Source organism: Pseudomonas fjordensis, assembly GCF_976987115.1.
Genome location: NZ_OZ336860.1, coordinates 2,006,029 through 2,019,904, shown reverse-complemented (window position 1 = coordinate 2,019,904; position 13,876 = coordinate 2,006,029). Strand labels below are relative to the sequence as shown.

The 13,876-nt window shown below is 53.1% G+C and carries 12 protein-coding genes and 1 pseudogene; all 13 read right to left on the bottom strand.

Annotated elements, in window-relative coordinates:
• Positions 1–34: 34 nt before the first annotated feature.
• Entirely contained in the window at positions 35–1,483 is a 1,449-nt protein-coding gene (locus ACWHXD_RS09325) for a hypothetical protein (RefSeq protein ID WP_069557184.1), read from the bottom strand.
• Positions 1,484–1,496: 13 nt separating this feature from the next.
• Complete coding sequence (locus tag ACWHXD_RS09320) at positions 1,497–2,756, bottom strand: O-antigen translocase (protein ID WP_138762133.1); 1,260 nt, start codon at positions 2,754–2,756, stop codon at positions 1,497–1,499.
• 1 nt (position 2,757) lies between these two features.
• A complete protein-coding gene (locus tag ACWHXD_RS09315; protein ID WP_138762134.1) occupies positions 2,758–3,888 on the bottom strand; it encodes a DegT/DnrJ/EryC1/StrS family aminotransferase in 1,131 nt (376 codons plus the stop codon).
• 143 nt (positions 3,889–4,031) lie between these two features.
• The gene (locus ACWHXD_RS09310; protein WP_256557711.1) at positions 4,032–4,430 is read right to left on the bottom strand and encodes a sugar 3,4-ketoisomerase; all 399 of its coding nucleotides are present in this window, start codon (positions 4,428–4,430) and stop codon (positions 4,032–4,034) included.
• A gap of 33 nt (positions 4,431–4,463) precedes the next feature.
• A pseudogene (gene rfbC, locus ACWHXD_RS09305) lies at positions 4,464–5,009 on the bottom strand (dTDP-4-dehydrorhamnose 3,5-epimerase); the annotation flags it as partial.
• The gene (gene rfbA, locus ACWHXD_RS09300; protein WP_138762135.1) at positions 5,009–5,899 is read right to left on the bottom strand and encodes a glucose-1-phosphate thymidylyltransferase RfbA; all 891 of its coding nucleotides are present in this window, start codon (positions 5,897–5,899) and stop codon (positions 5,009–5,011) included. The pseudogene rfbC and the gene rfbA, both read right to left, overlap by 1 nt.
• Positions 5,900–6,333: 434 nt before the next feature.
• Positions 6,334–7,686, bottom strand: coding sequence for a Wzz/FepE/Etk N-terminal domain-containing protein (locus tag ACWHXD_RS09295; RefSeq protein WP_069557167.1), 1,353 nt, complete (start codon positions 7,684–7,686; stop codon positions 6,334–6,336).
• Positions 7,687–8,019: 333 nt separating this feature from the next.
• On the bottom strand, positions 8,020–8,250 hold the full coding sequence (locus tag ACWHXD_RS09290; RefSeq protein WP_003189781.1) for a lipopolysaccharide assembly protein LapA domain-containing protein: 231 nt from the start codon (positions 8,248–8,250) through the stop codon (positions 8,020–8,022).
• 24 nt (positions 8,251–8,274) lie between these two features.
• Positions 8,275–8,571, bottom strand: a complete 297-nt coding sequence (gene ihfB / locus ACWHXD_RS09285; protein WP_003189779.1) for an integration host factor subunit beta — start codon at positions 8,569–8,571, stop codon at positions 8,275–8,277.
• A gap of 130 nt (positions 8,572–8,701) precedes the next feature.
• A complete protein-coding gene (locus ACWHXD_RS09280) occupies positions 8,702–8,986 on the bottom strand; it encodes a hypothetical protein (protein WP_003189775.1) in 285 nt (94 codons plus the stop codon).
• A 160-nt stretch (positions 8,987–9,146) separates the two neighbouring features.
• Positions 9,147–10,832 (bottom strand): 30S ribosomal protein S1, encoded by a 1,686-nt coding sequence (rpsA, locus tag ACWHXD_RS09275; RefSeq protein ID WP_003189774.1) that lies wholly within the window; start codon positions 10,830–10,832, stop codon positions 9,147–9,149.
• Positions 10,833–10,952: 120 nt separating this feature from the next.
• A complete protein-coding gene (gene cmk, locus ACWHXD_RS09270; RefSeq protein WP_003189772.1) occupies positions 10,953–11,642 on the bottom strand; it encodes a (d)CMP kinase in 690 nt (229 codons plus the stop codon).
• Positions 11,639–13,849: a bifunctional prephenate dehydrogenase/3-phosphoshikimate 1-carboxyvinyltransferase gene (locus tag ACWHXD_RS09265; RefSeq protein WP_238344560.1), complete on the bottom strand. Its 2,211-nt coding sequence runs from the start codon at positions 13,847–13,849 to the stop codon at positions 11,639–11,641. Before ACWHXD_RS09265 ends, cmk begins: the two co-directional genes overlap by 4 nt.
• Between the last annotated feature and the right edge of the window lie 27 nt (positions 13,850–13,876).

Below are 13,876 nucleotides of genomic sequence, written 5' to 3'. Positions count from 1 at the left end.
AGCAATATTATAAAAAAACGCAGCGCTAACGCCCTCATACCTTAACCGACCCTACGGCTTTCCCGGCTAAACTTTTAATCTTCAAAATTAGCAACTTAAATACCATCTTAATTTTCTGCACTGCACTCAACTCACGCAACACAGCCAACAAAAATCCCTTATCGAAACTTATCAACTTTGCAATTACCACTGGGGGAATAGCTGAGGTAATTTTCCCTGCCTGTTCATAGGCAGCAACATCCCCCGACCATGCAACATAGTGCTCCATCTCGTTAGCGCATAACACATCGTCATAGAGACACGCTAGGTAGCGGGCCTTAACGGCGTCATAGCCATTCACGGCGTAAACTGACTCAATTACCGCAGGGTCATTGTCACACTGGAGAATACTCGTCATTAAATCGTCTACGTTCTTACTTTTAAGATTGTCCGCAGGCGAATAACCTTGTATCGGCGCGCGAAGACCCACGCAGCGACGACCGCTCACGAGCTGCTCCGCAAATGCGGTACCGCCGGGTGTAGGATAGCTATCCACGTAAAAGTCAGCGCCTTCCAGAAGTTTCAGATAACTTTCATACGGCACTGACGATAAAATTCTAAAGCGCCGCCAATACTTAAGCTTTAACGGCCACCACCAAATATTGGTATAGGGATTAGCTCCAACTATCCAGAAAGTGGCGCTTTTAAACTCTGACAAAACCCGGTGAATCGTCGGCCTTGAATCATAGTGTTTGACTGGTTTGAATTTGAAGGGGGACGCCGCGCTAAAAAAGTTCAATGCATCACCTTTCGCAGGCAGACGATGTGCTTTTTTGACTAAGCGAGTGTTCAACGGGATGCCCAAAAAGGACTTCGATCCTGAAATACTTTTCTTTTTATCCCGCTGCTGGCCAAACGTGCTGATTTCGAAATAGACATCAGCAACCGAACTGCCGTAAGTGAATACATGATCCGCATGATTTACAAAAAAGACTTTTGCATTCGTCATGCCTTTTAGAATATTGCAGGCAATGACCGTAGTCATGTCGTCCGGATGGATATGCAAAACCACCCGCTTATAGGCCTTCAGGCACTCGATAATTTCAGTGATTTTTTGCAACGGCGTATGAAACTGTAAGACAGTGCACTCATTAAAAAAGACACGAGTACGCTCAATCGCAGCTTCATCACTTTGGCGGGTTATCAACAGGTCAGGCTTTTCCGAGTGCATCGTAGCAAGCTGCTCCATCAGCCGGGTATGCCCTCCGATCAAATAAGGCTCGGATATCACATGAATACAATCTTTCGAAGGTGCGTCAACGTCATCTTCATGAACGAAGCTCATGCACCTGCCGGCTAGTAAAATCTCCAGTTCTGGATCATCGTAGATGCCTTTATCAACCGCCCAAAGTATGGCGCCATAGGCCTCGGCCAACTCGATACTCTTATTGATATCTTTTTGCGTTAAAATTAAATCGCGAAGTGAGGATAGCAAGCGACTCATGGGCAAAAAGACCTCATACAGCATTATTTTGATTTAGCTTTCTATAAATAAGAAAGTACATGACTACCAAGTAAAAACCGTAGTTAACCGCATGAGCCCACGTTACGCCAATCGGCCCACCTACCTTTGTCAACACGATTGTCAGCAGATAAAATCCGAACGCAAAAATCACTTCTGTAACGATGTACATCTTAACCATCGCCTTGCCCAGCATCAGGTAGGCAAGTATCCAACTAGCGATCTTCAGCGTGTCGCCCAGCATCTGCCATGCGAAGAAGTCTCTCATGGGGCTGAATGCACTGGTAAACAGTAAGCCGATAATGAAGTCTCTCAAGAGGTAAATCACCAATCCACAGATCATCGCAACGGGCAAAATCAGCTTATAGCCTTGCACGATCTCCTTCCTGATATCCTCCGGATTGATCAGTTCTGACAACTTAGGCAGAAAATACAAGCCCAACGTTGTCGTCACCAACAGCAGATAGGCGGTACTGAGACGCCACATGGCCTCCCAATATCCAGCGGTCTCCCAACCAAACTCCGATCCGAGATAGTTCCGCACCAAAATATGGCTGACTGGCACACATGCCGCCGTAGTGAGTGCCATGGCGGTAAACTTGGTCAAATTTATGGCAATTTGCTTGTCCAACCGACCGAGCAGATTCGAAAACCGAAACCACGGTGTTCTATAGCACAGTAAACACGTCACAAAAAAGGCGATGGATTGATAGAGCACTAGGGAGATCAATGCACCATAGAGACCGTATTGTACGACCATGATGATAGTGACCAGTAAGGAAAGGAAACTCCCGCCGATATTGGCCAGGATATATCGGCTGATTTCCTTTTTGCCATTGAGAATGGCGAGCAGCAAGGTATTGAACGAGAAAAATACAACTGTAGCAGCGCACCAAATAAAGACGCTGTACAAAGACTCATCATTAAAACACCACACCGCCAGCGGCTTGCTGAAACAGACAATCAGTATGGAAGTTACAACCGAGCCGATTAACGCAATCGTTCCCGCAGTACGCCACACCCGACGCTGTGCGTCTTCATCGTCTTTATATTCAGCAGTGTATTTAGTCACCCCATTGCTGATAGCGCCCGTCGAAAACGTCGTTACCATTTGCACAGCATTTTGAAACTGGCCTAACGCAGCATACCCGGAAGGTCCCACATAAATGGCGAGCATTTTGTTAATGCCCAGCAACGTGAGCATCTTGATAATGACGGCAATACCGTTGAGGAAGCTAGTTCGAAGCAGCGTCATATCAGGCGTCTACAGAAAAGCTATTGCAGGCCTCAACGACACGCTGAGCGTCAGCGTCGGTCATCACCGGACTGATCGGCAAGCTTAATACTTCCCGGTGGATACGTTCTGTGATAGGAAATGATTTATTGAAAAAGTCCGACTTCGCATAAGCCTGTTGCTTATGAGGTGGTATTGGGTAATGAATTAATGTTTGAACACCTGACTCAGTCAAATGACTCTGCAGCGCCTCTCGCACCTCGGATCGCACTACAAAAAGATGCCACACGTGCGAGATATGATTCATCACATCAACACTGGAATCCAATGGCAGTTTGATCAACGGATTCTTTATTCCCGCCATGTAGATAGCGGCAACGCGTCGACGCGCCTCGATCTGACCCTGCAAATATTTGAGCTTCACGCTCAACATAGCAGCCTGAATCTCGTCCAGCCGGCTGTTTACGCCCTGCACCAGATTCTTGTATTTCTCATGAGAACCATAGTTTCGAAGTGCCTGAATCATATTGACCAGTTCGGCATCACTGGAGGTAATGGCCCCTGCATCTCCCAACGCCCCTAGGTTCTTGCCCGGGTAAAAACTGAATCCTGACGCATCACCCCAATTGCCCGCACTCTTGCCTGCCACTTGCGCTCCGTGAGCTTGAGCAGAATCTTCTAGTACCAGCAGGTTCTCACGCTTGGCAATTGCATCTATTGCGGGCATGTCAGCCAACTGTCCATAGAGGTGGACAGGCATGATCAATCGAGTTTTGTCAGTCAACACTCGCTCTATATTCTTGGGGCACAAGTTATAGGTGTCTGCGTCAGGCTCAACCAAAACCGGCGTCAGCTCGTTCTCGGTGATGGCCAGCAATGTGGCAATGTAGGTATTGGCTGGCACTATCACTTCATCGTGATCTTTGAGCTTCCCCAGCTCTTTCCACGCACGGATGGTCAAAATCAATGCATCCAGACCGTTCGCAACCCCCACCGTGTGACGGGCACCGGTGTACGCCGTGAACTCTTCCTCGAAGCGCTTGAGGCATTCGCCTTGAATATACCAACCCGAATCAATGACACGTGTCGCCGCTTCAATGAGCTCTTCACGATGAGCCGCGTTCAATGCTTTTAAATCGAGAAATGGAATCATCAAAAATACCTGACGTCGGTGCTTCGTTATGGGTGCATGAAGGCGCAGCGGTTGCTGCGCCCCGCAATCTGTAGCCGCTTGATGGGCCCGCGTTATTTAAGGCTGGCTTTCCAACCCCGGATCGCATCAAGCGTCTTGCTCAATCAAGCGTATCGTTTCACCGCACGCATGAAATCATCGTAATTTCGCAAATAGTCGCCTTCATCGTAATGATTGCTTGCAAATACCAGCAAAACGCAATCTTCACTGAAGTCGTGCATCTCGCGCCAAATCAGTTTCTTGATGTGAATGGCCTTATTCGGGGCATCCAGCCATATCGATTCCTGCTTCACGCCGTCATCGATCAGAATTCTGCATTTGCCTGACAAGCAGATAATGTACTGCTCCAACCTGAAATGCGCATGCGAGCCTCTGCTGATGCCCGCCTTGGTATTGAAAATATAATAGGCTCGCCTGACGTCGAACGGGATATCACGCCCTTGCTCCAGGGCAATCAGGCTGCCACGGTCATCTCCAATTACTTGCAACTCACTCGACGTCACATTGCCCGTCAGTGCCGAAACAGAGCACACTACTTGCGAGAGCAACGGTGCCTCTTCATCCTTCTGACTGATGATCAACCCTTCAGTCACTGGCCATTGGATGCCAATGGCGGGGTCATTCCAGTTGATCGATTGCTCACAAGCCTTGGAATAGGTATCTGTGGTCTTGTAGAGAAACTCAGTATTGTCCTCCAACGCCAAAAAGCCGTGTGCAAACCCCTCTGGAATCCAAAGCATCCGGCCATTTTTTGCGGAGAGTTCAACCCCCAGCCACTGACCAAATGTTTCCGAGCCCTTTCTGATATCCACCGCCACGTCATAGGCGCTACCTGCGGTAACTCGTACCAATTTGCCCTGGGCATGAGGATCACGCTGAAAATGAAGCCCTCTTAAGACGTGCTTTTTTGAGCAGGAGTGATTGTCTTGCACAAATGGTCGCGGGATGGGGTGACCAAACTCGGCGAGTTGTTCATGAAACAACGGCTCATTGAAACTTTCCATAAACCATCCACGGTCATCCGCGAATACTTTGGGCTCAATGATAACCACACCGGCCAGCTTGGTTTCTATAAACTTCATCAGCTCTTATGCTCAGTCAGAAGGTTCCGCAGGTATTGGCCGTATCCCGTCTTGCTCAAGTGCTGCACTTGGGTCGCCAATTGTTCTGGCGAGATCCAGCCGGCATTGAAAGCGATTTCTTCAAGGCAAGCCACCTTCAAGCCCTGCCGGTGCTCAATAGTGTGCACAAACTGACTCGCTTCCAGCAGTGACTCATGTGTCCCAGTGTCCAGCCAAGCAAAGCCTCGGCCCAACATTTCAACAGTCAGACTTTTTTGCTCAAGATAAACACGGTTCACATCGGTAATTTCAAGTTCACCACGTGATGAGGGGCGAATACTTTTAGCGACCTCCACCACTTGGTTATCGTAAAAATACAACCCCGTGACCGCATAGTTCGACTTGGGTTTGGCGGGCTTCTCTTCGATGCTGAGTACACGCCCGGCTTGGTCAAACTCAACCACGCCAAAGCGTTCTGGATCTGATACGTGATAGCCAAAGACCGTGGCGCCGGATGTCTGCGACATGGCAGATCGTAGATTGTCGGAAAAATGCTGGCCGTAGAAAATATTGTCGCCAAGGATCAGGCATACGGGATCTGTGCCGATAAACTCCTCGCCGATGATGAACGCCTGTGCCAAGCCATCGGGATTGGGTTGCTCTGCATAACTTAGTTGCACACCATACTGGCTGCCATCACCCAGCAATTTCCTGAATCCTGGCAGGTCATCGGGCGTCGAGATAATCAAAATTTCACGGATGCCTGCCAGCATCAACACCGACAGCGGATAAAAAATCATCGGTTTGTCATAAATGGGGAGCATTTGCTTAGACACTCCCAGCGTCAGTGGGTACAGACGGGTACCCGCACCTCCGGCAAGAATGATCCCCTTACGCTTCAACATTGTCATATCTAAAACACATCCTTAACGTTCAGATCCCCCCCATTCGGGCAGAGGTTTACTCGATTATTACCGACAAAATACGACTCATCCCAAGCCACATCTGACACCATGTCAGAGCAAGTCCTTCCTATACCGACACAGCATTCACGAGCGCCACAAAGAACGTGATGATACAGCGCTCCCCCCCACCAACAAAACGAACAGTGAAAAGTCTTGTAGGGGGTAGAGGCCGACCGAACAAATGGCAATATGCCATCTCCTGGCGTGACACAGGTCACGCATGCCGGACCAAAAACGCCTTGGAGGACAGCAAGGGCTAAACACAGGGAGATGAGTTGTTATTGAATCGCAAATGAAGGTACCCAGTAAAAGCTAGACCGGGGTCAATAGTGAGCCATGACCTCTACGATCATGGCTTGCTAGGTGCGCGAGGGGCGCAATTACGATATCACTCTCTCGTGCAATGACTTACCTGCAGCACCAGCAAGCACAGGCGTGACCTCTTGCTGTTTGGCGCGACGACCACTGATGATAAAATGCCTGATCAGTGCGGCTAGAACACCCAGGATCCCCCCCACCAATACTCCAATGGCCAGTATCAATATTTTATTGGGGCTCACAGGCCTGAGTGGCTCAAGCGCTTTACGATCTATTGTGACCAGCTTCATATTGCTGATATCGAGATTGCCCAAATTTTTCAGGCGTACGACTTCGGCCCTCAGGGGCTCGACCCCCGAAAGAAACAGGTCTTCGTTCTGACGCTGCTTCAACACCTCAATTTCCCGATTGCTCTGCAGCAATTGCAACTCACGAGCAATTTGGGCAATTCGGCCCTCAGTAAAATCATCAGACTTGCGTTGCAATAACGCCGTGCGCTCAGCCGACAGTGCTTCGACACCCATGAAATACAGCGGTATCTGCTGGTTATTAATCTCTGTTCGCATCACGCTGCTGCTCTCGCTGGAACCACCCGTTTTTTCACCCAGCGCGGACGGTGTCGTCGGCTTCTCGATGCCGAGAGATTTGGCAATCGCGATTGCCTCGCCCAATTGCGCAATCCGGTCTTGCCGCGCAGTCTTGATCTGCTGACGCAAGGCTTTCAACTCGTCCTGCAACTGTGCTCGCTTAAGATTATCAGCCTCTTGGAGCGTCGCAATTCGCGCATCCTTATCTGTCTTGTAGCTGGACCGGGCAGCTTCGATCTTTCCTTCCAGCTCGGTCAGGCGATTTTTTACAATTACCCGCAAATCAGCGGCGATCTGTTCACGCTCGGCATCGATAGCATAATCAACGAATTTGTTAAGCACGCTGACGCCATCAATACCTTTCGGGTAGTTGAGTCCAAGCCCAATGTACGCACTTAATGAATCAGATTTTTTCGGGTCAGGCAGAACCAACTTGAGGGAGTCGCGATTAAAGGCATCAAAGCTTTGTTCAAGCGTGCGCCCTGGTCGCTCGAAAGGCTTGAACAACGCCTGGTTGGCCCTGAAGAAATTGAGTCGGGTCTCATAGGACTCTAACGACGCACCTACTTTGATGAGCGCATCACCTGGCGGCAATTGGTAGACTTCCGACCGATTCAAGGCATCCAGTTCGTTAATGGCCGCAGGACGCAACACACTACTTACTTGGTATTCAGGTTTCGCAGTGAAGGCATAGGCTGCCGCAGCCAGTGTTACCCCCACGGACACAAATAAAACAAGGAATTTCTGCTGCCAAACAGCTTGAAAAACTGCGGCAATATCAACTTCGCCAGAGGGAGGTACAGAAGGAACGCGGAAGCTACTACTCACAACAAAAACCTGCCTTCAAAGAGAAACTGCGGGCTCGTTATGCAGACAAAATTGCGTTTTTTTATTCTAATTAGGTGATCGCCAAAACCCAGCGTCTCTGCCAAATTTTGAGCGCACAAAATGCCTGTTATCGAGAACAGATTCCATTCTGCCATCTCTTTGGCATATTACAAGTCTTGACATGTCTGTCAGGCGATTCTGATTTTCTAGGAGAACTGTCGCAACCAACAGGGCTAGGTAGGTAGGCAGTTCAAAGCGCGCGACATGGCATGGTTTCTGACAAACGGTCGCCAATACCGCCCTTCCCTTTCTCCTAAAACTAAACCCTAAACCCTAAACCACCGCCTTACCCCGACGCCTACGCACAACCACCCCCAATACCGGCCCAATCACCATCCCCACAATCAAAGCCACCACCACAAACACCGCCACCGGCATCTGCGCAGTACTCCACCCCAGGAACGACAGTGCCACGCCCTGCTGGTTCTCCAGCACAAACGCCAAAACCACCAACGCCGCCAGCACCGCAATCAATACTGCAACAACGCGCTTAACCCCACGCATACCCTTCTCCTTCCCCAAAAACACTCAGACGCCTTCTTCCTCTTCTTCGTTCACCCGATCGCGCAATTCCTTGCCCGGCTTGAAGTGAGGAACGAATTTGCCGTCGAGGCTGACGGATTGGCCGGTTTTTGGGTTGCGGCCTACGCGGGGTGCGCGGTAGTGCAGGGAGAAGCTGCCGAAGCCGCGGATTTCGATGCGGTCTCCGGTGGCGAGGCATTGGGACATTTGCTCAAGCATGGTCTTGATAGCCAGCTCCACATCCTTGGATGAGAGCAGCCCTTGATGGGTGACTATTCGTTCGATCAACTCCGACTTCGTCATATTTTTCCCTTCTTTTTCAAGCAGCTAGGAAAAGCGCTCCGAAGGTTTTAGCATGAGTTGATGAATTTGAACAGCCCATGTGTCAACTTATCTGGGACTGAATAAACACGCCCAGCGAGCGGTCAACCCCTTACTTGCAGATCACCAACATGGTCCGCGTCACCGCGCCAGCAGGGTTCCAGCCGAACAGGTAGTCGCCCTCTTCGTCCTCGGCATCACTGGAACGGGTAATGACCTTGTAGCCCTGCATCTTGCACTCACGGGCGGCGCGCTTCTCGCACTTTTCCCACTTGTTGCCCAGGCCAGAGCAGTCGATCTCGATTCCGCTGACGCCGCGCTTGGCGTGGGTCTTGGCGCTGGTGGAGGAGCAGCCTGCAAGTACCAGCAAGGCGAGTATTACGATAATTCTGTTCATTCAAACCCTTATTGAGTCAGCAACGCGAAATAGCCGCTTTCAAGACTATAGTCAGTTCTGACATTGGGCTGAATGCCTTGGTTCGGTGCAGTTGCTTCATCAAATTTCAGGCACAAAAAAGGGCGACCGAAGTCGCCCTTTTTCTATAGCTTTACAGAACTTAGTTCTGCTTAGCCATTGCCTGGCGCAGCAGTGCCGCCATGGTGGTGTCAGCAGCAGCTTCCGGAGCAGCTTCTTTCAGGCTCTGGATAGCTTCTTTCTCTTCCACTTCGTCTTTCGACTTGATGGAGAGCTGAATCACGCGGCTCTTGCGGTCAACGCTAATGATCTTGGCTTCTACTTCCTGGCCTTCTTTCAGAACGTTGCGCGCGTCTTCAACGCGGTCACGGCTGATTTCGGAGGCTTTCAGAGTCGCTTCGATATCGTCGGCCAGAACGATGATGGCGCCTTTGGCGTCAACTTCTTTCACAGTGCCTTTAACGATGGCGCCTTTGTCGTTCTCTTGAACGTACTCGGAGAACGGATCGCTTTCCAGTTGCTTGATGCCCAGGGAGATGCGCTCGCGCTCTGGGTCAACCGACAGGATAACGGTGTCCAGCTCGTCGCCCTTCTTGAAACGACGAACAGCTTCTTCGCCAACTTCGTTCCAGGAGATGTCGGACAGGTGAACCAGGCCGTCGATGCCGCCGTCCAGACCAATGAAGATACCGAAATCGGTGATCGACTTGATGGTGCCGGAGATTTTATCGCCCTTGTTGAACTGGCCAGAGAAATCTTCCCATGGGTTAGATTTGCACTGCTTGATGCCCAGGGAGATACGACGACGCTCTTCGTCGATGTCCAGAACCATAACTTCCACTTCGTCGCCGACTTGTACGACTTTCGAAGGGTGGATGTTCTTGTTGGTCCAGTCCATTTCGGAAACGTGTACCAGGCCTTCCACGCCCTCTTCCAGCTCTGCGAAGCAGCCGTAGTCGGTCAGGTTGGTAACACGCGCGGTGACGCGAGTGCTTTCTGGGTAACGAGCTTTGATAGCAACCCATGGATCTTCGCCCAGCTGCTTCAAGCCCAGGGAAACGCGGTTACGCTCACGATCGTACTTCAGAACCTTGACATCGATCTCGTCGCCAACGTTGACGATTTCGGAAGGATGCTTGATACGCTTCCAAGCCATGTCGGTAATGTGCAGCAGGCCATCGACGCCACCCAGATCGACGAATGCGCCGTAATCGGTGAGGTTCTTGACGATACCTTTGACTTGTTGGCCTTCCTGCAGGGATTCCAGCAGAGCTTCACGCTCGGCGGAGTTCTCTGCTTCCAGCACGCTGCGACGGGAAACGACAACGTTGTTGCGCTTCTGGTCGAGCTTGATGACTTTGAATTCCAGTTCTTTGCCTTCCAGGTGCGTGGTGTCGCGCACTGGACGAACGTCGACCAAAGAACCTGGCAGGAACGCACGGATGCCGTTAACGTCGACAGTGAAGCCGCCTTTAACCTTACCGTTGATAACGCCCTTGACCACTTCTTCAGCTGCGAAGGCTGCTTCGAGAACAATCCAGCATTCAGCGCGCTTGGCTTTTTCACGGGACAGCTTGGTTTCACCGAAACCGTCTTCAACCGAGTCCAGAGCAACGTGAACTTCGTCACCGACATTGATAGTCAGGTCACCAGCATCGTTGTAGAACTGTTCCAGCGGGATCAGAGCTTCAGACTTCAGACCAGCGTGAACGGTTACCCAGCGAGCTTGGTAATCGATATCAACGATAACACCGGTGATGATGGAGCCTGCCTGAAGGTTCAGGGTTTTTAGGCTTTCTTCAAAGAGTTCCGCAAAGCTTTCGCTCATTTTAATTCCTGTTGATAAGGGCGAAGAATACGCCCATCTCCACACCCCAGACGGTGTGGGTCAGTTTCAGTTAAAAGAAGCCACCGCAGGACTATGACTGGTCCCCTGCGGCCTTCTTGATCACCCGGCGATATCGCGAATGGCGATTTCACTCATGATGCGTTCCAGCACCTGCTCGATGGACAACTCCGTGGAATCCAGCTGTATGGCGTCAGCCGCCGGCTTGAGCGGGGCTACCGCACGCTGGGTATCACGCTCATCGCGTGCACGGATCTCATCTAGCAGACTCGACAGACTAACACCATCGACTTTGCCCTTCAACTGCAAGTATCGGCGGCGTGCCCGTTCCTCGGCGCTGGCGGTCAGGAAAATCTTCAGCGGCGCCTCGGGAAACACCACCGTGCCCATGTCGCGGCCATCGGCCACCAGGCCCGGCGCTTCCTGGAATGCGCGCTGGCGCTGCAGCAGCGCCTCGCGCACGGCAGGCAGCGCGGCCACTTGGGAGGCACCCGCGCCGATACTCTCGGTGCGAATCACATCACTGACTTCATCACCTTCCAGAATAATGCGCTGCAGCTGACCCTCGGTCGCCGCAATGAACTGCACATCCAGATGGGCGGCAAGTTTGGTCAGCAATTCTTCGTTGGTCAGGTCCACACCATGGTTGTGCGCAGCAAACGCCAGCAGGCGGTACAGCGCGCCAGAATCCAGCAGACACCAACCCAGGCGCTTGGCCAGAATGCCAGCGATTGTGCCTTTGCCCGAGCCGCTAGGCCCGTCGATGGTAATCACCGGTGCTTTGATATTCACAATTGAGCCTCTTGGGCAACACGGATGCCGACTTGGGCACACAGTGTCAGAAAGTTCGGAAAAGACGTAGCAACATTGGCGCAGTCAAGGATACGAATAGGCGCCGTCGCCCGCAGGGAAGCCACACTGAACGCCATGGCAATCCGATGATCGCCATGGGCATGCACTTCACCGCCGCCCATCGGGCCACCGTCAATGATAAGCCCATCAGGCGTGGGTTCACACTTCACACCCAGGGCCAACAGACCGTCGGCCATTACCTGGATGCGATCGGACTCCTTGAGGCGCAGCTCCTCGGCCCCGCGTAAAACGGTGCGGCCTTGAGCGCAGGCTGCAGCAATAAACAGCACGGGGAACTCATCAATTGCCAACGGCACCAGGGCCTGTGGAATCTCGATACCCTTGAGCACGGCGGCACGCACACGCAAATCCGCAACCGGCTCGCCGCCCACCTCGCGCTGATTTTCGAGGGTGATATCAGCCCCCATCAGCCGCAGGATGTCGATTACCCCGGTGCGGGTCGGGTTGATACCGACATGCTCCAGCAGCAGCTCGGATCCCTCGGCAATCGAGGCCGCCACCAGGAAAAACGCCGAAGACGAGATATCTCCTGGCACTTCAATACGCGTAGCGGTCAACCCATGCCCTGACGCCAACGATGCCGTCGCGCCCTGCACCGCCACCGGGTAGCCAAAGCCGCGCAGCATGCGCTCGGTGTGGTCGCGAGTCGGTGCAGGCTCGGTCACCGAGGTTTTGCCCTCAGCGTACAACCCCGCCAACAACAGGCAGGATTTCACCTGGGCACTGGCCATGGGCAGTACATAGTTCAAGCCCTTGAGCGATTGCCCGCCACGAATGCTCAGCGGCGGACGCCCGTCCGGCCCGGTTTCGATGATCGCGCCCATTTCCCGCAACGGCTTGGCGACGCGGTTCATCGGGCGCTTGGACAGCGAGGCATCGCCGGTCAGCACGCTGTCGAAGCTCTGCGCCGCCAATACACCTGCCAACAGGCGCATCGACGTGCCGGAATTGCCTACGTAGATAGGACCCGGCGCAGCCTTCAGGCCCTGCAGGCCGACACCGTGAATGGTCACGCGCCCATGGTGTGGCCCCTCGATCACCACGCCCATGTCGCGAAAGGCCTGCAAGGTCGCCAGGGCGTCTTCACCCTCAAGGAAGCCTTCCACCTCGGTCACACCCTCGGCCAACGACCCCAACATGATCGAACGATGAGAGATCGACTTGTCACCCGGCACGCGAATGCGCCCGCTCAAGCGGCCACCCGGGCTGGCGATGAAGGTCAGGTCATCGGTGTTCACTGCGGTTTCCATATAGGCCCGGCGCGCGAGGATCTTGCTGAAATGTTCACGCGCCACCCGTGCCCGGGTGAACACGCCCAGCAGTTGATGGCCGTCTCCCGCATCCACCGCGTCGCGCAAGGCGTCGAGGTCACTGCGGAAGGTGTCCAGGGTGCGCAACACCGCTTCGCGATTGGCGAGGAAGATGTCGTGCCACATCACCGGATCACTGCCGGCAATCCGCGTGAAATCGCGAAAACCACCAGCCGCGTACCGGAATATCTCGAGGTTCTCGTTGCGCTTGGCCAACGAATCCACCAAGCCAAATGCCAGCAGATGCGGCAAGTGGCTGGTGGCTGCCAACACTTCGTCGTGACGCTCGACCTGCATATGCTCCACATCCGCGCCCAGCTCGCGCCAGAGACGATCCACCACTGCCAACGCCGTTGGATCGGTTTGCGCAAGCGGCGTCAGGATGACCTTATGCCGACGGAACAGCTGCGCATTGGAGGCCTCCACCCCGCTCTGCTCGGAACCCGCAATGGGGTGGCCCGGCACAAAACGCGGCGGCATGCCACCAAACGCCCGTTGTGCAGCGCGCACCACGTTGCCTTTGGCGCTGCCCACATCGGTAAGAATTGCTTGCCCCAGGTCCATACCCGCCAGTACCGCCAGCAGTTTTTCCATGGCCAGGATCGGCACGGCGAGCTGGATCACATCCGCGCCCTGGCACGCAACGGCCAGGTCCGCCTCACAGCGGTCCACCACGCCCAACTCCACCGCCAACGTGCGCGATTGCGGGTCGAGGTCCACGCCCACCACTTCGCCACACAGGCCGCTTTCACGCAGGCCTTTGGCGAAGGAGCCACCGATCAACCCCAGGCCGACCACCACCAGGCGACCGATCATAGGCACAGCAGGTTGCAATGCAGTGAC